Genomic DNA, 22,181 nt, shown 5'->3' with positions numbered 1-22,181 from the left:
AGGGATCGAAGTGGCACCCACGTCACAGTCAGCACAGTCAGCGAGGTCAGCGAATGCGGTCGGCCTGGGGCTGATCCTCGGGGCGGGTCTCGGCACCATCGTCGGACTGCTCGTCGGCGGCCCGACCGGGCTCGCCCTCGGCGCCGCCATGGGCGGCGGGCTCGGGATCGTCATCGGCGCCGTGGTCTGGTCGCTCGGCTCGAGGTCACGCTCGGATGGCGGGTCGACGGGGAAGCGTCCGACGCCCTGACGTCGCGGGGCCGCTCGCCCGCGCGGTCGGCATGCCGGGCCGTGAGCGTCATGACGGTGGCATGCCAGGGGCGCGATATGCCGCGCGGTTGGCATGCCGGGCCGTGAGCGTCACGACGGTGGCATGCCAGGGGCGCGATGGAGACGGAGTCGGCGGCGGGCAACGTTTTCGCGAGTCCACCGGCCACCGGGTACCCTGGTCAGGTTCGCCGCGCGCGTCTGCATCCGCCTGCCCGAGGTCCGTCCCGGATCCCGATCGATCGGTATGCGTCGCACGGGTCTTGTGGATAACCGTCCCGCCCTGTCGGCGAACCATGCAACCCTCCTGTCACGGAAGGACCGTGACCGCCAAGACCGAAGGAGGCTGGGTTATCAGCATGCGTCAGTACGAGCTCATGGTCATCCTCGACCCGGAGACCGAGGAGCGCACCGTCGCTACCTCACTCGACAAGTTCCTCAAGGTCATCACGACCGATGGCGGCACCGTCGACAACGTCGACATCTGGGGTCGCCGCCGTCTCGCCTACGAGATCAAGAAGCGCGGCGAGGGCATCTACGCCGTCGTCAACTTCACCTGTGAGCCGGCCACGGCCAAGGAGCTGGACCGCCAGCTCGGCCTCAACGAGTCGGTTCTGCGCACCAAGCTCTTCCGCCCCGGCGCCTGAGCGGCACCCGGAAGCGCTAAATCAGCACAGCGCAGCCACGACAGCGCACCCGCAGATCAGTCAGCACCAACCCCAAGCAACCGACACCAGCAACCGACTCCACGCGTAAGGACCTCACATGGCTGGCGAAACCGTCATCACCCTCGTCGGGAACCTCACCGGTGACCCGGAGCTCCGCTTCACCCCCTCGGGTGCGGCGGTCGCGAACTTCACCGTGGCCTCCACGCCGCGCACGTTCGACCGGCAGACCAGCGAGTGGAAGGACGGCGAGACGCTGTTCATGCGCTGCTCCATCTGGCGCGAGGCGGCCGAGAACGTCGCCGAGTCGCTGCACCGGGGCACCCGTGTCGTCGTCACCGGTCGCCTCGTCTCCCGCTCCTGGGACGACAAGGAGACCGGTCAGAAGCGCACCGTCATGGAGATGCAGGTCGACGAGATCGGCCCGTCCCTGAAGTACGCGACGGCGAAGGTCACCAAGAGCCAGCGCAGCGGCGGTGGTGGCGGTGGCTTCGGCGGCGGCCAGAGCCAGGAGGACCCGTGGGCCACCGGCCCGGGCGGGTCCGGCACTGGTGGCGGCACCTGGGGCAACCAGGGTGGCAGCCAGGGTGGCGGCCAGGGCGGCTACGGACAGGGAGCACCCCAGGGTGCCCCCGCCGGTGGCGGCCAGGGTGGCAACCAGGGAGGCCAGCAGGGCGGCGGGTGGAACACCGCGCCGTCCTACGACGAGCCCCCCTTCTGATCCGCGGACCACGATCAGGGCGACAGGCCTGATCGACGCGAGCACCGCATACCGGACAGCCAGTCGGGACCGCGGTCGCGAGCACAGCACGACAACTCGACACAGATTCACCACCATCCCGAGCAGCGCTCGGGCTCATCCGAAAAGGAGAGCACCACGATGGCCAAGCCCGCCATTCGCAAGCCCAAGAAGAAGGCGAACCCGCTCAAGGTCGCCAAGATCGACACCATCGACTACAAGGACACCGCGCTGCTGCGGAAGTTCATCTCGGACCGCGGCAAGATCCGCGCGCGCCGGGTGACGGGTGTGTCGGTCCAGGAGCAGCGCCTCATCGCGCAGGCCGTGAAGAACGCCCGCGAGATGGCCCTCCTGCCGTACTCCAGCTCCTCTCGCTGAGCCGTCACCGAAAGGACACTGCAGCAATGAAGGTCATTCTCACCCACGAGGTCTCCGGCCTCGGCACCGCCGGTGACGTCGTCGACGTGAAGCCCGGCTACGCCCGCAACTTCCTCATGCCGCGTCGCCTGGCGACGCCGTGGACCAAGGGCGGTCAGAAGCAGGTCGACGCGATCAACAAGGGTCGCGAGACCCGCGCGGTCAAGACCCTCGAGGAGGCGCAGTCGATGAAGGCCCGCCTCGAGTCGGCTCCGATCACCGTCGAGGCGCACGCCGGCAAGGAGGGTCGCCTCTTCGGCGCCGTCTCCACGGCCGACATCGCCGCGGCCGTCAAGGACGCCGGCGGTCCCGAGCTGGATCGCCGCAAGATCGAGGTCCCCGGCACGATCAAGTCGGTCGGCGAGCACACCGCGCTCGTGCGCCTGCACCCCGAGGTCCAGGCGACAGTCACCCTGTCCGTCGTCGCCGGCTGAGCGCCGGCCCGGCTCCCCTCACGCCGAAGCCGCCCCGAGTCGATCGGGGCGGCTTCGCCGTGTCTGTGCTGGTCTGCGGTATGCGGTGGTCGCCCGATCCGTGCTCCGCACCCTCGGCCTGATCTGCGGCCAGGCTCCCGAACCCCGGCCCCTGCACCCGAACTGCGACCTGACGCGCACCATTGCAGGGGTCAGGTCGCAGTTCGGGTGCAAGGACCGGATGACGCGTGTCAGGTCGCGGAACGGTGTCTCATCAGCCGAGGGCCTCAGTCGTCATCGTCGTCGTCATCGTCGTCATCGTCGTCCCAGTCATCGTCCCAGTCATCGTCATCGTCGTCCCACGAGGACGAGCCGGACGACGAGCCTGCGCCCCGGGAGGAGTCGGCCGGGGGCGCGTGTGCCGAGGTGCGCGTGCTCGGACGGGCCGACGGCGTGACGACAGACGGGGTGGTGGACGCCGTCGCCGAAGAGGTCGAGGTCTGCGTGGCCGTTGGGGTCGCGCTCGGGTCGGCGGTCGCCGTCGCACCGGTCGACTGCGCCGTCGTATCCGGGCGGGCCGAAGTCGTCGGGCTGGAGCCGGTGTCCGGTTGGCCCACGGACTCGTTCGACCTCGGCAGCGTGATGGGGGAGGTGTCCGTCGGGGTCGGGGTGCCCTGGCCCGGCTCGGCCCGCACGGCTCCGGTCCACAGGAAGGCGCTGAGCGCACCTGTGAGGAGGAAGCCGAGGACGGCTGCGGCGATCTTCATCGTGTCACTCCTGGTGGGTGGTCGAGAGGGCCCGGCGACGGGACCCGTTCTCTGCCTGCTGCACTGTCACGACTCCACTGTCGCGACCGAACCCGTCAGGTCGATGAGACGGCGGTGAGAGACCTCTCATGCAGCCAGTCGGCCATGAGCGGCGCCCACCGCGGCCGGAACGCATAGAGCATCGTCAGCCGCAGCCGGGTCGCCTCGGCGTACGCGCGCATCCGCCGCGGCTGGACGGCCAGGTCGTCGGCAACCCGCTCGACGCGCTCGAGGACGACGTCACGGTGATGTCGCGACCACAGCCCTTGGTGGGTGCGCAGCTCGGCGTGTACGGCGAGGTTGGCCAGGTCGAGCGCAGGCTCGGCGAGGGCGAGGGTGTCGAGGTCGAGCAGCCCGGCCCGCCGTCCGTCCCAGAGCAGCTGCTTGTCGTGCAGGTCGCGGTGGCTGACGACGGGGGCGTCGGGTTCGGTCGCGGCGAGCTCGTCGCCGAGAGCCCGGCAGCGCAGCACGAGCTCGCGCTGCAGCCGCGGCAGTGCGGCGAAGGCATGAGTGTGGTCGAGCCAGGTGACCAGTCCGGTCAGCTCGTCCGCGGCGGTATGCGCGGGCGGCCTCTCAGGTGAGGCGTCCGCTCGGGCGAAGGCCGGCCAGGCGTCGGCCCACGCGTCCCACGCGTCGGCCCAGGACGCCAGGTCCATCGAGGCGCCGGCGCTGTGCAGGTCCTGCCCGGGGACGACGGCGAACTCGATCCGGCCCGGTCCGGCGTCCAGCACCTCGGCGGCGACGAACCCGGCGGACGCGGCGATCCGGGCACCGACCCGCGAGCGGTGGGCCACCGCGTCCGAGGAGCCGGGGCGCAGCACCTTGACGAACCGGTCGTCGTGGCGGACGACGGCACGCCGCCCGAGCCGGTGGACCACGAGCGTCCCGCGGCCGGCCACGGCTTCGAGGGCGGGGAGCTTCCGGTCGTGCCCGGGGCGGTTGAGGACGACGTCGTGGCGCGGCGCACCGGGAGGTCCGCTGACGACGAGGCGCCCGGCGCGCAGCCGGCCGTCCCGGTCGTGGCCTTCGATCCGGATGATGCGACCGCCGTCGGCCTCGACCCGCACGCTCGGCCAGGCCCGCCCGACGACGACGGTCTCGTCGCCGGCGTGCACGACGCCGGGTACGGGACCGCCGCGCGGGTGCCCTGTGCCGACGCCGGTTGCGCCGAGGGTCACGACAGCACGCCTTCGGTGAGGACCCGATCGATCTCGTCCAACCGCTCGGAGATCTCGCCGCGCCAGTCCGGTGCGGCACTGCGGAACGGCTCGAGCAGCCGCATGACGAGGGCGTGCAGGGTCCACGCGTGGAGAGAGCCGCGCCGCACCGGGCGGGGATAGGCCGCCACGAGGTCCGGCAGCAGCCCCCATCCGCCGGTGCGCCGCAGCTCGGCGGCCGCGAAGCAGCCGAGGTCCTCGTGCGGGTCGCCGAGCCGGACCCGGTCGAGGTCGATGATCGTGATGTCGTCGCCCGCCGCCTCCGTCCCCCGGTGCTGCGGCGTCGCGTCGCGCCGGATCACCTGATCGGCCGAGAAGTCGCCATGGACGATGTGCCCGGTGTCCCAGGCGGGTTCGGGGAGACGCTCGATCAGCGGCAGCATCCGACCGGACAGCTCCGGCGCGATCGCCAGCGCGTCGGTGACGATCCGAGCCACCCGGTGCCGAGGCGGGTCTCCCGGCGTGAGCATCCGCTGGATGCGCTGTCCTCCCACCGAGTCCGCGACGATGTGGATGCCGGCGAGGGCGCGGGCCGCGGCCGCCGCGGCATCCCCGTCCGGTGTGTGGGCCAGGTCGAGGCCGTGGACCCACGGCCAGACCGTGACGTGTCGGGACGTCGGGGTGACCGGGTCCAGAACGGCGGCACCCACCGGCAGCCCTCGCGCCGCCAGTTCAGCCGCCGCGCGCAGTCCGGGGCCGCGCCGGACCGCACTGACCCTGACGACCTCGGTCGACGGCACGCCGTCGACGAGCCCGGTGCCCGGCCGCCCCGCCACCTCCCACGGGTGGCCGGGGTGGAGGTGGCCACTCGTGTCGAGGTCGCCGCCCCGCAGCACCAGGCGGCGCAGCGCGTTGTACCGGAGCACCTCGACCGCTCCGTCGGCGATCGCTGCCCCCACATCGGGCAGCACCGGTGAGATCGTCGCCAGCCCGCGGTGGAGCCTCGGGTCGGTGTCGATCGGGCCGTGCACGAGCACCCCGGCCACGTCGGGCAGGTCGCGCACCCGCACGGTCCGCCCTCGTGCGGACGCGCGCCGGCGGGCGTTGGCGACCTTCTCCGGCTGGTGACCGAGCAGGATCTGCACCCAGCCCAGCGGTCGACCCGCGCCCCGGCTGAGCAGACTCGCGCTGGTCGACCGTCCGGGTTTGTGCCGGAGCCCGCCCGCGCATACCTCGGCCTCGACCAGCTCGCTCAGGCGAGCCGCGTCGAGGACGGGGTATGCGCTGGTCAGCGGGTCGTTCATCGGCCGGGACGGAGGTGTCATGACAGTCACGATGATCCTCTTGTGACAACCGCGAGCGACAGGGTCGATCTGAAGTCGAGCGGCTCGGTCGGCGCGGCGCCGGCGTCGGGGGACGCGTGCGCGGTGACCTCGGTGACCCGCCCGTCCTCGACGCGCAGGACTCGGTCGGCCTCTCGAGCGTGGTCGTCGTCGTGAGTGACGATGAGCGTCGTGCGGTCGGCGGTGAGCGTGGCGATGGCGTCGCGGACGGCGGCGGCGTTCTCCTCGTCCAGGCCGGTGGTCGCTTCGTCGAGGATGACGATCGGGGCGTCGCGCAGGAGCGCGCGGGCGACGGCGATGCGCTGGCGCTCGCCGCCGGAGAGGGTGACCCCGCGCTCGCCGACCAGACTGTCGTAGCCGTTCGGCATCCGCGCGATGAAGCCGTCCGCGCGCGCGAGGTGGGCCGCACGGCGGACGTCGTCGTCGCTCGCGTCGAGGTTGCCGTGGCGGATGTTGTCGGCGATCGTGCCGCTGAGCAGGACGGTGTCCTGCAGGACGACGCTGAACTGGGCACGCAGGTCGGCGAGGCGGACGTCACGGACGTCGGTGCCGTCGATCCGAACCTGCCCGGCTACCGGGTCGAGCAGGCGTGGCAGGAGGGTCGTCAGGGTCGACTTGCCCGAGCCGGAGGCGCCGACGAGGGCGACCCGCTCGCCGGGCTCGATGCGCAGGTCGACACCCGCGAGCACCGGACCGTCGCCGTGGTCGACTGTGACGCCGACGAGGTCGATGCGGCCCTCGACCCTGCCGAGCTCGACGGGGTGCTCGGGGTCGACGATGTCGTTCTCGGTGTCGAGGAGGTCGGCGACCCGCTCGCCGGAGGCGGCCGCGCGGGCGATCCGGCCGGTGTACTTGGCCAGGTCACGCAGCGGCTTCATCGCGGTCTTGAGGTAGGTGAGGAAGATGACGAGGTCACCCGGGGTCATCGCGCCGTTCGCCACCCGCGAGCCGCCGAAGACGAGGACGATGGCGGTCGCGACGCCGATGAGGACGTCGGTGCGGCGCTCGAGCGCGGCGGCGAGTCGGCGGGCCTTGACCCCCTCGGTGAGCGAGCGCTTGTTGCTCGCGGTGAAGCGTCGGGACAGCTCGCCCTGCAGGCTGTAGGTCTGCACGACCTGGATCGCGCCCAGAGTCTCCTGGGCGAGGTTGGCCAGGTCGCCCTCGTTGCGCCGGGTCTTCCGTGCCGCGGTCGTGATGTTCTCGGTGCTCGTGCGGGCGAAGACGACGTAGACGAGCGCGGCCCCGGCGACGACGACCGCGAGGGCCGGGTCGATCCACAGCATGACACCGGACATCGCGACGAGCGTGAACACGTTGACGATGAGGGGCAGGCCTGCGGTGATGGCGACCTCCTGGAGGCGGCCGACGTCGGCGACGAGCCGCTGCACGACGTCGCCGCTGCGGGAGGAGGTGTGGAAGCGGCGCGAGAGGTGCGCGACGTGGTCGAAGACCCGCTGCCGGACCGCGGTCGCGATGCGCGAGCCGGCCAGCGCGAAGGCGACCGTCGCGACGTAGTTGCTCACGGCCCGCAGTCCGACGATCGAGATCGTCGCGAGCCCGCAGGCGAGGAGCAGCTGGGTCGTCGCGACCGGGCCCGGTTCGGCGAGGTCGGCGCCGAGGGAGCGCGTGACCGCGTCGACGACGAACTTGACCGGCCACGGTTCGAGGACGCGGAACGCCACCTCGAGGAGGAGGGCGAGCGAACCACCGGCGATGAGGGTCGTCTGCGGGCGCAGGTGTGGACGGATGACCCGCAGGGTGCGGCGCAGGGCGGAGTGCTCAGCCACGGCGACCACCCGCCTCGACCAGCTCCGGTATGCGACGCTCCCCCCGCGCGGTCCGGTCCGGCCGGTCCGTCGCCAGGCCCTCGAGGACCCGGTCGAGCACGCGCGTCCACGAGTGCTCGGCGACGGCCCGCTCGCGGCCGGCGGCGCCCATCCGGGCCGCTCGCTCGGGGTCGGCCGCGAGGTCGTCGATCGCGGCCGCCAGCGCCGCGACGTTCGACGGGGCGACGAGGGTCCCGGTGACGCCGTCGGCGACGATCTGCGGGACCTGCCCGATCGCGGAGGCGACGACGGGGAGACCGGCCGCCGCATACTCGTAGATCTTCAGCGGCGAGAAGTAGTGGTCCTCGCTCTGGGGATACGGCGCGACCGCGACGCTCGCGTCGGCGAGCTCGGCGCCCATCCGCTCGGGCGCGACGGCCCCGCGGAAGTCCACCTCGACGCCGAGTCGGGCGGCCTGCTCGCGAAGCGCCTCCGCCTGGGGACCGTCGCCGATGAGGCGAAGCCGCCACGGCTCTCGAGCGGCAGCGGCCGCCTCGACGAGGGTCTCGATGCCGTGCCACGGCTTGAGGGTGCCGACGAACACGACGACGGGGAGGCCGGACCGCGCACCCGCTGAGGGACGGATCCGGTCGACGTTGACGCCGTTCGCGACGACCCGCAGGACGTCCCCGCCGGCCCCCATGTCGCCGTGTCGGGCGACCCACTCGGCGACGGGCGGCGAGACCGCCACGACGCGGTCCGCGGCGGCGGTCTGGGCGCGCAGCGCCGCCCAGGCGCCGGCCTCGGCGACGAGGGTGCGGTGCCGGCTCTGCTCCTCGATCAGCGGCGCGTTGACCTCGAGGATCCGCTGCGGCGCGACGGGCGTGTGCTCGCCGATGACGGCCAGCGCCGTCGAGAACAACGAGTAGCGCTCGTAGACAACGTCCGCCCCGTCGGCGAGGACCGCGCGCGCGAGCCGCACGGCCGCGGCGGCCTGGGCGCGCTCGCGGGCGGCCGGCTCCGTGCCGCGCTCGACGGGGATGTGCGTGACGGGGAGGTCGCGCAGATCTGCGGGCACGTCGTCGCCGAGACGGGTGCAGTACAGGTGCACCTGCGCTCCGCGGGCACGCCACGCGCGGATGATCTCCTGGACGTGGACCGAGGCGCCCTTGGTCCCGAAGGCCGGAACGCCGGGGTCGGCGCAGAGGTATGCGACGCGCAGGTTCATCGGACGGCTCCCGTCGGCTGGGGTGCGGGTCGGGCGGAGGGCGCGGTGACGTCGGCGAGCCGGCGCGCCTGCACCCGGCTGTCGAACTCGGTCTCGATGAGCGCGCGCGCGGAGCGTGCGATCTCGGTGCGGGGGAAGTCGGGGCGGGCCGCGTCCTCCATGGCGGCGGCGACGGCCTCGACGTCGCCGGGGGGCAGCAGCAGACCGGTGGCCGGTCCCTCGGGGGAAGCGGGGTGGATCGCCTCGGGGATGCCGGTCACCGCGGTGCTGACGCAGGGGACGCCCATCGCCATCGCCTCGAGGAGGACGGTGGGCAGGCCGTCGGCGTTGCCGTCCCGGCCGACGACGCACGGGGCGACGAGGACGTCCGCCCAGCGCAGCAGGTCGCGGATCTCGTCCTGCCCACGCGGCCCGAGGAGGGTGACGGTGCCCTCGAGCCCCGCGGCGGTGATCTGGGCCTCGAGGTCCTCCCGCAGCTCGCCGTCGCCGGCGATGCGGACCTCGAGAGAGAGGCCTCGGTCGCGGGCGAGCGCGGCGGCGTCGACGAGGACGTCGAAGCCCTTCTTCTCGACGAGCCGGCCGACCGCGGCGACGCGAAGGGTGTCGCCGACCGGGGTGGGTGCGCTGTAGGTGAACCTCTCGACGTCGATGCCGTTGCGGACGAGGCGGATCCGCTCGGTCACCTCGGGGTACTGCCCCTCGAGGAAGCCCTGGTTGTACTCACTGATCGCGACGACGGTGCTCGCGGCGCCGAGGACCTCGCCGAGGAGGTCGGCGTCGACGTCGGCGTGGAAGATGTCCTTGGCGTGGGTGGTCACGGAGAAGGTGATGTCAGCCAGCACGGAGGCGACATAGGCGACCCGCGCCGCGACCGAGGCGAAGTGCGCGTGCAGGTGCTCGATGCCGCGGCGCCGGGCGGCGATCGCGAGGTCGATGCCCTGGAGGGCGTCGGTGGCGTCGATGCGCGCGAGGTAAGGCAGGATCGACGCGAAACGCTCCGCGAAGTCCGGCAGCTGCTCCTGCGCTGAAGCCAGTCCCGCCCAGCCGTCGGTCAGCTTCGTCGGCTTGGTCAGGTGCACGACGGGGGCGCGCACCATGGCCAGCTCGGGGTGGAACCGCGCGTCCGTCGTCGGGCGCAGCCCGAAGATCGTGAGGTCGTCCCCGGCGGCCTCACGGGCGAGCACCTCGGTGACGACGAACGTCTCCGAGAACCGCGGGTACACCTTGACGACGTATCCGGTCCGGGGGGTGGGGTCACTTTTCTCTCCCCAACCGGGAAACGCATCGTTCACCACGGTTCCGAAGCGTGGTGAAGGAGCCGTTTCTCTCCCCAACCGGGAAACGCGAGGCGCGGGCACCACACCGGCGCCGTCAGACAGCGACATCGGAAACCTCCTGAAGGGTCAGGTCGGTGACGAGGCCGGCGGCGAGCCGGCTCACGGTGGTCAGGCCGCCGAGGTCGAGGTGACTGCGGTCGACACGGCGCCCGACGGCACCGGCGAGCCACGTCCCCAACCGCGATGCGTTCAGGTCCTCCCCGCGCAGCACGTCGACGGCGCCGACCCGCTCCAGTGAGCGCGCTCGGATGAGCTGTTCGGTGCGGGGGGTCTCGCGAGGCACGAGGAGCATCGGGCCGCCGAACGGCAGCGCCTCGGTGACGCTGTTGTAGCCCGCCATCGTCACGATCGCCGCGGCGCCGCTGATGGACTCGAGCCCGTCCGGCACGCTGCGCAGGACGAGGGTGTCCGGCCCCGCGGCCGCGACGACGGCGCGGTGGTCGTCGACACTCATCTGGGGCCCGGTGACCACGACGTGCGTGTGCCCCACGGGCGCCGGTGCAGCCGCGGCGGCGAGGCACAGTCGCGTCCCGTCGCTGCCGCCGCCGACCATGGTCAGCACGTAGGGCCGCTCGTGCTCGGTCGAGCCGTGGCGGTGCCGGCCGGCCGCGAGATACCCGGTAGGGGTGACCAGGTCGGCCAGCTCGGCGGGGACCTCACCGGTGCTCCGCAGGTCGTGGACGACAGGGTCGCCGTACACCCAGATCGCGTCGAGGTGCCGGCGCACGGCGTGGAGGTCGAGCCCCGCCCACTCGGAGGCCACGGTCGCCGGGTCGTCGAGGACCTCACGCAGGCCGAGCACGACCCGGGTCAGCGGGAGCTGCCGGCGCACCGTGGCGAGCGTGGCGTCTAGCTCGCCGCCGACCCCGTGGACGTGCCGGTCGATGACGAGCAGGTCGGGCCGGAAGCCGAGGACGCCCGCGCGCAGGATGTCCGAGCGCAGCCGCAGCACCTCCGGCATCCGCACGCCGAGGTGGCGCGGCCGGTATCCCGCCTCGGACTTGCCGATGGCCGGCACGCCGATCAGGTCGAACCCGGCCGGCAGGTGGTGCGTGGGGATCGGCAGGCTGGTCAGCAGCAGGCCGGTCGCGCTTCGTCCGGTGTGGCGGGGCAGCTCCTCGGCGAGCGCGTGGGCGATCGCGAGGTTGCGGCGGGTGTGGCCGAGACCGACCGAGTCGTGGCTGTACAACGCGACGCGGATCGGCCGGGGCTCGGAACCGATGTGCCCTCGGGGATGCATGGTCTCGCCTCTCCACGTCGTCGGTCGGGTGAACATGACTCGAGTCAACGAGGTGTGCGTGAGAGGCCCATGAGCCGTCCGTGAGAGAGTCCTCATCCGCCACTTCCTGGCAATAGGACCGAAACGGCGTCCACGGGCCGCTGACCTGCCGGAAGGCATTTATCAGAATGTTAGGACAAATGCTTGACAGGAGTTGCCGGGAGCGGGCAGGCTTCCGGAAGGACAGCAGAGGGTATGCGGTCGTCACCTCGGCAGAGAAGCCACCAGGCAGTCGCGAATGGACACGAAGGAGTGGGCATGGGCTCGGTCACCGATGCTGCGCAGAGCGGAGGTGCGGCGCGACCCGCGACCCGCGGGGCGCTCATGGAGCGGATCGCCGGAGCGCCGATCTGCTGGGGGGTGTGCGAGGTCCCCGGGTGGGGCTACCAGCTCGACCGCGAGACGGTGCTGACCCAGATGCGCTCCCTCGGGTTCGTCGCGACCGAGTACGGCCCGGACGGGTTCCTCCCCGACCGTCCCGAGGACAAGGCCGCGACCCTCGCCGAGTACGACCTGCGCGCGGTCGGCCAGTTCGTCCCGGTCGTCCTGCATGACCCCGACCACGACCCGATGCCCGAGGTCGAGACCGCGATGGAGGGTCTGGTCGCGGCCCACGCGAAGGTCGTCGTCATCGCCGCCGCCACCGGTGTCGAGGGCTACGACTCACGACCGGAGCTCGACGACGACCAGTGGGCCACGCTCCTCGCCAACCTCGACCGCATCGACGACGCCGCAGCCCGGAACGGCCTGCTGGCGACGATCCACCCGCACGTCGGCACGCTCGTCGAGTCGGGCGAGGACGTCGACCGCGTCCTGGACGGCTCGCACATCCACCTGTGTCTCGACACCGGCCACCTGCTCATCGGCGGGGGCGACCCGGTCGCCGTCGCCCGCACCCACCCTGAGCGGATCGGCCACATGCACCTCAAGGACGTCCGCGCCGACCTCGCCGCCCGGGTGCAGGCCGGGACGATGACGTACACCGAGGCCGTCGAGTCCGGGATGTACGTCCCCCTCGGCACCGGCGACGTCGACATCGCCGCCATTGTCACCTCGCTCGAACGCTCCGGCTACGACGGCTGGTACGTCCTCGAGCAGGACACCGTCCTCGATGGACCACTCGAGGGCGAGGACAACCGGTCGGTCGCCGACGTGCGCACCTCGCTCGCCCACCTCGACCAGGTCATGGCCCACCTGGAGGAGAGCCGCTCATGAGCCCGCTCCGCATGTCGCGGCCGTCCACCACGGACCGCGCCCAGCAGCCGACCGTCCGCCTCACCGTCGCCCAGGCCACGATCCGGTTCCTCGGACAGCAGTGGACCGAGCGCGACGGCGAGCGCCGACGCCTCTTCGCCGGGTGCCTCGGCATCTTCGGCCACGGCAACGTCGCCGGCATCGGTCAGGCCCTCCTTCAGGAGGAGCTCGCCGCGAGCAGGCCGGCTGGCAAAGGGCAGAGCCGCGAGCCCGACCTGCCCTACGTCCTCGCGCGCAACGAGCAGGCGATGGTGCATACCGCCGTCGCCTACGCCCGCCAGCAGGACCGGCTCTCGACGTGGGTGTGCACGGCCTCGATCGGACCGGGCTCGACCAACATGCTCACCGGAGCGGCCCTCGCGACGATCAACCGCATACCCGTCCTCCTCCTTCCCTCCGGCACCTTCGCGACCCGCGCCAGCGCGCCGGTGCTCCAGGAGCTCGAGCTGCCGCACGCGGGCGACGTCACCGTCAACGACGCCTTCCGGCCGCTGTCGCGCTTCTTCGACGAGGTGACCCGGCCCGAGCAGCTGCCCGCCGCACTCCTCGGGGCCATGCGGGTCCTCACGGACCCGGCCGAGACCGGGGCCGTGACGATCTCGCTCCCGCAGGACGTCCAGGCCGAGGTCCACGACTGGCCGGTCGAGCTCTTCGAGGAGCGGGTCTGGTACGTCTCCCGGCCCCGGCCCGACACGATCCGGGTCGAGCAGGCGGCCGCGGTCATCCGCAGCGCCAAGCGACCCCTCCTCGTCGCCGGCGGCGGCGTCCACTACTCCGGCGCCGAGGACGCGCTCGAGGCATTCTGCTCCGCGACCGGCATCCCGGTCGGCGAGACGCAGGCCGGCAAGGGCTCGCTCCCGCACGGCCACCCGCAGCAGCTGGGCGCCATCGGCTCCACCGGCACGACCGCAGCCAACGCGATCGCCGCCGAGGCCGACGTCGTCATCGGGATCGGCACCCGCTGGAGCGACTTCACCACCGCCTCCCGCACCGCCTTCCAGGATGAGGGAGTCCGGTTCGTCAACATCAACATCGCCGGCTTCGACGCCGGCAAGCACAGCGGGTATGCGGTGGTCGCCGACGCCCGCGAGACGCTCACGGCGCTCTCGGCCGAGCTCGAGGGCTGGTCGGTGAGCGCCGCATACCGCCGCAAGCAGGGCCGCCTGTGGAAGGACTGGGACGCGCGGGTCGAGGCGACCTACAACCCGCCGAAGAAGGTGACCAAGGGTCTGGAGAAGGGCCTGCTCACCCAGGGCGAAGTCATCGGGTGCGTCAACGAGCTGTCCGACCCGCGCGACGTCGTGCTCTGTGCGGCCGGCTCGATGCCGGGCGACCTGCACAAGCTGTGGCGGGTGCGCGACCGCAAGGGCTACCACGTCGAGTACGGCTACTCCTGCATGGGCTACGAGGTGCCGGCCTCGCTCGGCATCCGGCTCGCCGACCCGACCCGCGAGGTGTTCGCGATGGTCGGCGACGGCGGCTACCTGATGATGCCGACCGAGCTCGTCACGGCCGTCCAGGAGCGGGCCAAGGTCATCGTCGTCCTCGTCCAGAACCACGGCTTCCACTCGATCGGCTCCCTCTCCGAGAGCCTCGGCTCCCAGCGCTTCGGCACCCGCTACCGGATGCGCGACGAGGGCAGCCACCGCCTCGAGGGCGACTTCCTCCCGGTGGACCTCGCCGCCAACGCCCGCTCGCTGGGCGCACACGTCATCGAGGTGCACTCGCGCGAGGAGCTCGAGGCCGCGATCGCCGAGGCCCGGGCCTGGCCCGCCGACGGTGGGCCCGTCGTCATCCACGTCGAGACCGACCCCTTCGTCCACGCGCCCGACAGCGAGAGCTGGTGGGACGTGCCCGTGAGCGAGGTAAGCGACCTCGACTCGACGAGCGACGCATACCGGACGTATGCGGAGCACAAGAAGAGCCAGCGTGCACTCGTCGCCCCCACCGGGGCGCCGGCCACGCGCAGAGGAGGTGGACGCACCCGGTGACCAGATCCGGTCCGGCCCTCCTGCAGGATGCGGACCTCCGCAGATCCCACCAGTGCACCGCGACGACGCGGTCACTCCCGAAAGGACAACCAGCATGACCCTCCCCTCTCGATTCCGCGTCGCAGCCGTGGCGTTGGTCGCCGCGCTCTCCCTCGCCGCCTGCTCCTCCGAGGGCGGCCGTGAGGACAGTGGCGACTCGGCCGGCGCGGCAGCCGGCGAGGCCGGCACCGAGGAGATCACCATCGCGATGATCACTCACCAGGCTCCCGGAGACACGTTCTGGGACATCATCCGCAAGGGCGCCGAGATGGCCTCCCAGAAGGACAACGTCAACCTGGAGTACTCCAACGACCCGGATGCCACGCGCCAGGCGCAGCTCATCCAGGCCGCGATCGACAAGGGTGTCGACGGCATCGCCGTCACCTCGCCGAACACCGGCGCCCTCGGCGCCGCCATCGAGGCCGCCGTCGCGGCCGACATCCCGGTGACGATGTTCAACGCGGGTGAGGCCGACTGGAAGGACCTCGGAGCGATCGGCTACTTCGGCCAGGGCGAGACCCCGGCCGGCATCGCCGTCGGTGAGCGGGTCGTCGAGGACGGTGCGACCAACGTCATCTGCGTCATCCAGGAGCAGGGTCAGCAGCAGCTCGAGGACCGTTGTGACGGTGTCATCGAGGGCGCCGCCGGTGCCACGGTCGAGCGCGTCTACGTCGACGGACGCGACGACTCCGCCGTCGTGACGACCCTCCAGGCCACGCTCACCGAGGACCCGTCGATCGACTACATCGTCACCCTCGGCGCACAGTTCGCCCTCAATGCGGTCAGCGCCACGGAGGGAGCCGGCAGCGAGGCCCGGATCGGCACCTTCGACACCAACGCGGCTCTCGTCGAGGCCATCCAGAACGGCGACGTGGAGTGGGCCATCGACCAGCAGCCCTACCTGCAGGGGTACATGGCCATCGACGCCATCTGGCTGTACATCAACAACGGCAACACCATCGGCGGTGGTCAACCCGTCGCGACCGGTCCGGCCTTCATCGACGCCGACAACATCGACGCCGTGGCGGAGTTCGCCGCCAACGGCACTCGGTGACGTCATGAGTACGGCACCCACCGCCACGTCTGGAGACGACCGGGTCGTGACCCGGTCGGCGCTCAACACGTTCCTCTCGATGCCGGCGGTGGGTGCCTTCATCGGCGCCATCGTCATCGCGGCGTTGTTCTTCGCCGTCGCCCCCGCCTTCCGGAACATCGCGAACATCGGGACGATCCTCTACGTCTGCTCGACGATCGGGATCATGGCGATCTTCGTCGCCCTGCTCATGATCGGCGGGGAGTTCGACCTCTCGACCGGTGTGGCGGTGACGTTCTCCGGGCTCGCCGCCGCGCACCTGGCGTGGTACTTCAGCCTCAACGTCTGGGTCGGGGTCGTCCTCGCCCTCGTGCTGTCGCTCAGCGTCGGAGCGTTCAACGGCTGGCTGTTCAACACGACCGGGCTCCCGAGCTTCCTCGTCACGCTCGGCTCGTTCTTCGTCCTCCAGGGCATCAACCTCGCGGTGACGCGAATCGTCACCGGCGGGGTGTCCTCGAACCGGATCAACGACCTCGACGGCTACGAGAGCGCCCAGGCGGTCTTCGCCTCCGAGTTCAACATCGGGTCGGTCAACATCAAGATCACGGTCGTGTACTGGTTCCTGCTGACCGCGCTGCTGTCGTTCCTCCTGCTGCGGACGAGGTACGGCAACTGGATCCTTGCGACCGGCGGTGACTCCGCAGCCGCCCGGGCCGTCGGTGTGCCGGTCAAGGCGACCAAGCTGGCGCTCTTCATGGGCACCGGCTTCGCGGCCTGGCTGGTCGGCATGCACAACCTGTTCGAGTTCAACACCGTGCAGTCCGGTCAGGGCATCGGCAACGAGTTCATCTACATCATCGCCGCCGTCATCGGCGGATGTCTCCTCACCGGAGGCTACGGCTCGATCGTGGGTGCGGCCGTCGGTGCGCTCATCTACGGCATGACCCGCCTCGGCATCTCGTATGCGGGCTGGGACGTGGACTGGCTGCGCACCTTCCTCGGCGTCATGCTCATCGGCGCCGTGCTCGTCAACATGTACGTCAAGAAGAGGGCTGATGCACGATGACCGCCACGGCTGAAGTAGAACCCGCCGCGGAGCCGCGCGGCGAGTACATGCTCGAGCTCGACGACGTGGGCAAGAGCTACGGCAACGTCCACGCCCTGCGGGGCGTGAACATCCGGGTCCGCCAGGGCGAGGTCACCTGCGTCCTCGGCGACAACGGCGCCGGAAAGTCGACGCTGATCAAGATCATCGCCGGCCTGCACCAGCACACCGACGGGGTGATGCGCGTCGAGGGCAAGGAGACGAAGTTCAACTCCCCCCGTGAGGCCCAGGCCCGGGGCATCGCCACCGTCTATCAGGACCTCGCGCTGGCCCCGCTCATGTCGGTCTGGCGGAACTTCTTCCTCGGCAACGAGATCCGCAAGGGCGTCGCGCTCGACGTGGCGGAGATGAAGCGGATCGCCGGCGAAGAGCTCGAGAAGATGGGGATCGTCATCCCCGACATGGACCGGCCCGTCGGGTCGCTCTCCGGCGGCCAGCGGCAGGTCATCGCCATCGCCCGCGCGGTGTACTTCGGCGCCAAGGTCGTCATCCTCGACGAGCCGACCGCGGCGCTCGGCGTCAAGCAGTCCGGCGTGGTGCTCAAGTACATCGTCAAGATGCGCGACGCCGGTCTCGGCGTCATCTTCATCACCCACAACCCGCACCACGCCTACCTCGTGGGCAGCCACTTCGTTATCCTCAAGCTGGGCCGCGTCGTCCTCGACGCCCACCGCGACGAGCTGACGCTCGACCAGCTGACCGGCGAGATGGCCGGCGGACAGGAGCTCGCCGAGCTCAGCCACGAGCTGCGCGCCGTGGACCCCGGCAAGACGGTCGAGGGGCACGAGGTCCGACACGGCTCAGTGGGGTCGCCCACGGTGGACAGTGGGTCGGGCGAGGACGCGGGCTCGGACGACGAGAAGGCGTGACGGGATGACGGCACAGACGCTGCGCGTCGGCGTGGTCGGCGTCGGGCTCATGGGCGCCGACCACGCCGAGCGGCTCGCCGGCCGGACCGCGAACGCCACGCTCGTGGCCGTGAGCGACCCCGACCAGGCGCGGGCCGGTGAGCTCGCCGAGCGGTTCGGGGTGCGAGCGGTCGGCGACCCGCTCGACCTCATCGCCGACCCCGAGGTCGACGCGGTCGTGCTCGCCTCGCCGGGGTTCGTCCACGAGCCGCAGCTGCTCGCGTGTATCGAGCACGGCAAGCCGGTCCTGTGCGAGAAGCCGATGACGATGGACGCCGAGTCCTCGATCCGGGTGCTCGAGGCGGAGCGGACGGGAGGTAGGCCGCTCATCCAGGTCGGCTTCATGCGGCGCTTCGACCCCGAGTACGCCCAGCTCAAGGAGATCGTCGACAGCGGACGCCTCGGGCGGCCGCTGCTACTCCACAACGTGCACCGCAACAAGGCGGTCCCGGACACGTTCCTGTCCGAGATGATCGTCCGCGACAGCTTGGTCCACGAGGTCGACGTCGCCCGGTTCGTCTTCGGCGAGGAGATCACCGAGATCACCGTGCTGTCGCCCGCCGCGACGTCGGTCGCTCCCGCGGGCACGATCGACCCGCAGGTCGCGATCTTCCGGATGGCCTCGGGGGCGCTCGTGACGTCGGAGGTGTTCGTCCGCAACCAGATCGGCTACGAGGTGCGCTGCGAGGTGACGTGCGAGCGCGGCACCGTCGTGGCCGGCCGTCCCTCGGTGCAGGTCTACACGACGAGTGCCGGCGGCGACGGTGGCGGCGGGCTGTGGGGTGGCGTCATCCCGGAGGACTTCCGCGACCGCTTCTCGCGCGCCTACGACCTCGAGGTCCAAGCCTGGGTCGACGCGTCGCTGCGCGGCGAGGTCGTCGGCCCGACGTCGTGGGACGGCTACGCCGCCACTGCGGTGTGCACCGCCGGGATAGAGTCCCTCGCGACGGGCCGCCCCGTCCCCGTCGAGCTCGTCGACCCCGCGTTTGGCGCGTAGTTACCAGTTCGGTCTGAGACTTCGCACCGCTCGGTCGAGCACGACACCGGGTCCGCTGCCCACATCGGGTGGCGGACCCGGGCGCGTCGTCCCCAAGTGTTCGACCTGGCCATGGCCATGGGACGCCTGACGGCGCGACGGTATGCGGCATGACCTTCGCCTTCGAGCTCCAGGCCGCAGCACTCGGCGGTGTCTTCACCCGGCGCGACGCGCTTGCGTGGGGAATGAGCGACAACGAGCTGCTGAGAGCGGTGCGCAAGGACGAGATCACGCGGCTCGGATACGGCGTCTACGCACACGGTGAGCCCCCGGCGACCCGTGGCGCTCGACACGCCGCCTTGACGCGCGGGATCCTCCGAGCACGGCCGCGGGCCTGGGCTGCGGCGCGCTCGGCGCTCAGCCTGCACGACCTGCCCCTCATTCGGTCCGACCTCGAGACGGTCGTTCTCTGCGCACCCGGCCGGGAGAGATACCACCGACCCGGCGTCATCACCTACGCAATGCCCTCTGCCGAGCAGGGCACGCTCGTCGCGGGTGTGCGGTCGGTGTCGGTCGAGACCGCGATCTTCCAGACGGTCCGGCGGGACAGTCTCGCCACCGCCATCGTCGCGGCGGACGCCGCGCTCCATCGAGGGCTGACCTCCCGAGCCCGACTGGAGAGGTGCCGCGTCGAGCTCGCGCGGCTCGCGCCCCGGGGCCGGGAACTCATCGAGGCGACCGACGCCAAGGCCGAGTCACCGGGCGAAAGTCTCGGCCGCATACTCATTCGCGGACTGGGCTACCAGGTGGAGTCCCAGGTCGAGCTCCGCACGCCCACCGGTGCGTTCGTCGGGCGGGTGGACCTGCTCGTCAATGGCTGCGTCGTCGCGGAGTTCGACGGGGACGTCAAGTACGGCGGCCGGGACGCCGGTGAGGCACTTATCGCGGAGAAGCGCCGAGAGGATGCGCTGCGAGCCCTGGGGTATGTGGTGGTCCGGCTGACCTGGAGTGACCTGTTCACCCGTGGCCGGCTCGAGCGGATCCTCGCCCAGGCGATGCACCAGGCCCGCGCGTCGCAGGGCGCGGGCCGGGGGTGAGGTCGCGACGTGGTTCGGCTGGGGAGTCGCGGGGTGGCGTGGCGTGGCGTGACGGTAGGACGCGCTCGCGGCGTGGCTGCCCGCACGGTCCTCGACCGGTGTGTCGTGACACCAATCGGTGCGATGTCTCGGACCGAACTGGTAACTACGCACCAAACGCGCTGGAGGGCCGCGATGGGAGGCCGGCGGCGGCATACGCGGCGTCGATGAGCTCCATGACGTCCACAGCGAAGTCGGCGTCCGTCACGACCGAAGCGCCCTGACGCACCGCCGCGGTCAACGCCTCGAGCTGGTACGTGTAGCTCGACCGCGACCCGAGCCGCTCGACGTGGTCCCCCTCCCGCTCGGCGGTGAGTTCGGCGAACTCCGCCGGGCGGGTCCGCGCTATGGCCTCGGACGTGCCGCCGGACCGCACGATGATCCGGTCGTCCTGGTGCGGGAGCGGGAACGCGGGCACGACGATCTCGCCCTGCGTCCCGGTCACGACCAACGTGAACGACCAGTCGTCCGCCGCCATGTCGGATCCCCCCGAACCGGTCGCACCCGAGGGGAACGCCACGCGGACGAACAGCCGCTCGTCGATCCGTCCGTCATCCTCCCGGGTCTCGGCCTCGGCGGACACCACGACCGGCGCCCCGCCGCAGAACCTCTCGCCGAGCAGCTTCAGGCACGACAGCGAGTAGCAGCCGAGGTCCATGACGGATCCTCCGGCGAGGTCCCACCGCCACCGCGGGTCGTCGACGCCGGGGTCGGGCATGAGCAGCGGCACGTCGATGTGGCCCACCTCCCCGACCGCGCCGGACTCGATGAGCTCCACCACCCGATGGAACATCGGGTGGTATGGGTAGTGGAAGCCCTCCATGAATACCGGCTCGGGGACATCCCCGCGCCCCCGCCGCACGCGCAGGACCTCGCGGACCACCCTCGCATCGTCGGCGTTCGCCGCCGACGGCTTCTCGGTCAGGACGTGCTTGCCCGCCTCGATCGCCCTGATGTTCCATGCGGCGTGCATCCCGTGCGGGAGCGGGTTGTAGACGACCTCGACGTCCGGGTCGTCCAGGACCGCCGCATACGAGTCGAGGACCCGCTCCACCGAGTGCTCGGCCGCGAACGCCTCGGCGCGCGAACGGTCCCGGGCGGCGACGGCGACCAGCCGCGCACCGGTCGCCTGCGCAGGGGCCACGATGGCGAGCGGAGCGATCCGGGCCGCCCCGAGGATGCCGATGCGCAGTGGTTCAGTCATGTGCCGAGCCTGTCATGGCGACCCGGGGCCGCGGGGAAAGGACAGGGTCAGAGGGCGCGCTCGGCGGCGAGCATGTTGTCGGCCGCGAACTTCAGTCCCTCGAGCTGGCCCAGCTCCTGGTCCTCGTGCTCGATGTTGCAGGGCAGGTCCGGGTCGATCGCCTGCAGCGCGCGGAGGAATTCGGTCCAGAACACCACGTCGTGACCCTTGCCGATCGCGACGAAGTCCCATGAGCTGTTCGTCGGCCAACCCGAGAGCGTCGTGCCGCCGCCGAGCGAGAGATACCCGGGCTCACCCTCGCTCACCCGCGTGAAGCGGTCGTCGAGCACGCCGTTGACCTTGGCGGCCTCGTTGATCCGGGTGTCCTTTGCCGCGGAGCAGTACACGAGCGAGCCGAGGTCCTTCAGCGCGAGCACCGGGTCGATGCCCTGCCAGAACAGGTGGCTCGGGTCCATCTCGGCGCCGACATGGGTGGCGCCGATCGACTCGGCGAGCCGGTGCATCGTCGCCGGGTTGAAGACGATGTTGCCCGGGTGCATCTCGATGGCGACCCTGACGTCCGCGGCGGCCGCACGCGCCTGGACGTCCTTCCAGAACGGCACGGCGACCTCCCACTGGTGGTCGCGGACGTCGAGCAGCGGACTCCACCAGGGGAGCGGGTTCCACACCGGGTTGGTGCCGCCGGGGCTGCCGGCGGGCGTGCCGGACATCGTCACGACCCGCTTGACGCCGAGCAGGGCGGCGAGGTCGATCGAGTCGAGCAGGTCCTGCCGGTGCGGGAAGTCGGCGCGCGGGTGCAGCGGGTTGCCGTTGCAGTTCAGCGCGGTGAGCGTCAGCCCGCGGGAGGCGAACTCGCCGAGGTACGCCTGGCGGGCATCCTCGCTCGCGCGCAGCTCCTCGACCGGCAGGTGGATAGGCGGGAGGAACCCGCCGGAGTTGATCTCGACACTGTTCAGGCCGAGTCCGGTGATGACGTCGAGCGACTCACCGAGCGGCTTGTCGGCGAGGCAGGCGTTGTAGACACCGATGTACATGGAGTGCTCCTGGGTGCGTGGTTGGGAAACGGCGATCGGGTATGCGGTGGTCACGCCGAGCAGAGTCGCTGGCGCGGGCGTCGG

At 71.4% G+C, this 22,181-nt stretch carries 21 protein-coding genes; 12 read left to right on the top strand and 9 right to left on the bottom strand.

Features of this window, described 5'->3' with window-relative positions:
- Positions 1-10 precede the first annotated feature (10 nt).
- The 5 genes from GA707_RS06220 (at position 11) to rplI (ending at position 2,522) form a co-directional block, all read left to right on the top strand.
- Entirely contained in the window at positions 11-250 is a 240-nt protein-coding gene (locus GA707_RS06220; RefSeq protein WP_152177525.1) for a hypothetical protein, read from the top strand.
- Between the two features lie 376 nt (positions 251-626).
- Entirely contained in the window at positions 627-914 is a 288-nt protein-coding gene (rpsF, locus tag GA707_RS06215; RefSeq protein ID WP_152177796.1) for a 30S ribosomal protein S6, read from the top strand.
- A gap of 118 nt (positions 915-1,032) precedes the next feature.
- A complete protein-coding gene (locus GA707_RS06210) occupies positions 1,033-1,653 on the top strand; it encodes a single-stranded DNA-binding protein (RefSeq protein WP_152177524.1) in 621 nt (206 codons plus the stop codon).
- 159 nt (positions 1,654-1,812) lie between these two features.
- Positions 1,813-2,049, top strand: a complete 237-nt coding sequence (rpsR, locus tag GA707_RS06205) for a 30S ribosomal protein S18 (RefSeq protein WP_152177523.1) — start codon at positions 1,813-1,815, stop codon at positions 2,047-2,049.
- 26 nt (positions 2,050-2,075) lie between these two features.
- Complete coding sequence (gene rplI / locus GA707_RS06200) at positions 2,076-2,522, top strand: 50S ribosomal protein L9 (RefSeq protein ID WP_152177522.1); 447 nt, start codon at positions 2,076-2,078, stop codon at positions 2,520-2,522.
- Between the two features lie 266 nt (positions 2,523-2,788).
- Here the strand turns inward: rplI and GA707_RS06195 are convergent, their stop codons facing one another.
- The 7 genes from GA707_RS06195 to GA707_RS06165 form a co-directional block, all read right to left on the bottom strand.
- Complete coding sequence (locus tag GA707_RS06195) at positions 2,789-3,268, bottom strand: hypothetical protein (RefSeq protein WP_152177521.1); 480 nt, start codon at positions 3,266-3,268, stop codon at positions 2,789-2,791.
- A gap of 95 nt (positions 3,269-3,363) precedes the next feature.
- Positions 3,364-4,485, bottom strand: a complete 1,122-nt coding sequence (locus GA707_RS06190) for a hypothetical protein (protein WP_152177520.1) — start codon at positions 4,483-4,485, stop codon at positions 3,364-3,366.
- Positions 4,482-5,789, bottom strand: coding sequence for a phosphotransferase (locus GA707_RS06185; RefSeq protein ID WP_152177519.1), 1,308 nt, complete (start codon positions 5,787-5,789; stop codon positions 4,482-4,484). Before GA707_RS06185 ends, GA707_RS06190 begins: the two co-directional genes overlap by 4 nt.
- Before the next feature lie 5 nt (positions 5,790-5,794).
- Positions 5,795-7,594 (bottom strand): ABC transporter ATP-binding protein, encoded by a 1,800-nt coding sequence (locus GA707_RS06180; RefSeq protein ID WP_226963564.1) that lies wholly within the window; start codon positions 7,592-7,594, stop codon positions 5,795-5,797.
- Positions 7,587-8,801, bottom strand: coding sequence for a glycosyltransferase family 4 protein (locus GA707_RS06175; protein ID WP_226963563.1), 1,215 nt, complete (start codon positions 8,799-8,801; stop codon positions 7,587-7,589). Before GA707_RS06175 ends, GA707_RS06180 begins: the two co-directional genes overlap by 8 nt.
- Positions 8,798-10,096 carry a glycosyltransferase gene (locus GA707_RS06170; protein WP_226963562.1) on the bottom strand — a complete coding sequence of 433 codons (1,299 nt, stop codon included), beginning with the start codon at positions 10,094-10,096 and terminating at the stop codon, positions 8,798-8,800. The genes GA707_RS06175 and GA707_RS06170 overlap by 4 nt, the downstream gene beginning before the upstream one ends.
- A gap of 76 nt (positions 10,097-10,172) precedes the next feature.
- Entirely contained in the window at positions 10,173-11,414 is a 1,242-nt protein-coding gene (locus tag GA707_RS06165) for a glycosyltransferase family protein (RefSeq protein WP_226963561.1), read from the bottom strand.
- 261 nt (positions 11,415-11,675) lie between these two features.
- Here GA707_RS06165 and GA707_RS06160 point away from each other — a divergent pair, with 261 nt between their 5' ends.
- The 7 genes from GA707_RS06160 (at position 11,676) to GA707_RS06130 (ending at position 19,820) form a co-directional block, all read left to right on the top strand.
- Positions 11,676-12,632: a TIM barrel protein gene (locus GA707_RS06160; protein ID WP_226963560.1), complete on the top strand. Its 957-nt coding sequence runs from the start codon at positions 11,676-11,678 to the stop codon at positions 12,630-12,632.
- 11 nt (positions 12,633-12,643) lie between these two features.
- On the top strand, positions 12,644-14,662 hold the full coding sequence (iolD, locus tag GA707_RS06155) for a 3D-(3,5/4)-trihydroxycyclohexane-1,2-dione acylhydrolase (decyclizing) (protein ID WP_152177792.1): 2,019 nt from the start codon (positions 12,644-12,646) through the stop codon (positions 14,660-14,662).
- 94 nt (positions 14,663-14,756) lie between these two features.
- On the top strand, positions 14,757-15,755 hold the full coding sequence (locus GA707_RS06150; protein ID WP_152177516.1) for a substrate-binding domain-containing protein: 999 nt from the start codon (positions 14,757-14,759) through the stop codon (positions 15,753-15,755).
- 4 nt (positions 15,756-15,759) lie between these two features.
- The gene (locus tag GA707_RS06145) at positions 15,760-16,800 is read left to right on the top strand and encodes an ABC transporter permease (protein ID WP_152177515.1); all 1,041 of its coding nucleotides are present in this window, start codon (positions 15,760-15,762) and stop codon (positions 16,798-16,800) included.
- Complete coding sequence (locus GA707_RS06140; RefSeq protein WP_152177514.1) at positions 16,797-17,708, top strand: ATP-binding cassette domain-containing protein; 912 nt, start codon at positions 16,797-16,799, stop codon at positions 17,706-17,708. The genes GA707_RS06145 and GA707_RS06140 overlap by 4 nt, the downstream gene beginning before the upstream one ends.
- 4 nt (positions 17,709-17,712) lie before the next feature.
- Complete coding sequence (locus tag GA707_RS06135; RefSeq protein WP_152177513.1) at positions 17,713-18,744, top strand: Gfo/Idh/MocA family protein; 1,032 nt, start codon at positions 17,713-17,715, stop codon at positions 18,742-18,744.
- Positions 18,745-18,893: 149 nt separating this feature from the next.
- Positions 18,894-19,820 carry a type IV toxin-antitoxin system AbiEi family antitoxin domain-containing protein gene (locus tag GA707_RS06130; protein WP_152177512.1) on the top strand — a complete coding sequence of 309 codons (927 nt, stop codon included), beginning with the start codon at positions 18,894-18,896 and terminating at the stop codon, positions 19,818-19,820.
- A 145-nt stretch (positions 19,821-19,965) separates the two neighbouring features.
- On the opposite strand, the gene GA707_RS06125 is transcribed toward GA707_RS06130, so the two are convergent.
- Entirely contained in the window at positions 19,966-21,063 is a 1,098-nt protein-coding gene (locus tag GA707_RS06125) for a Gfo/Idh/MocA family protein (RefSeq protein ID WP_152177511.1), read from the bottom strand.
- Between the two features lie 47 nt (positions 21,064-21,110).
- A complete protein-coding gene (locus GA707_RS06120; RefSeq protein WP_370460006.1) occupies positions 21,111-22,151 on the bottom strand; it encodes a sugar phosphate isomerase/epimerase family protein in 1,041 nt (346 codons plus the stop codon).
- Positions 22,152-22,181 lie beyond the last annotated feature (30 nt).

The sequence above is a fragment of the Nostocoides sp. F2B08 genome (genome assembly GCF_009184895.1).
In the GTDB taxonomy this organism is placed as follows: domain Bacteria; phylum Actinomycetota; class Actinomycetes; order Actinomycetales; family Dermatophilaceae; genus F2B08.
This window is presented reverse-complemented; position numbering and strand designations above follow the sequence as displayed.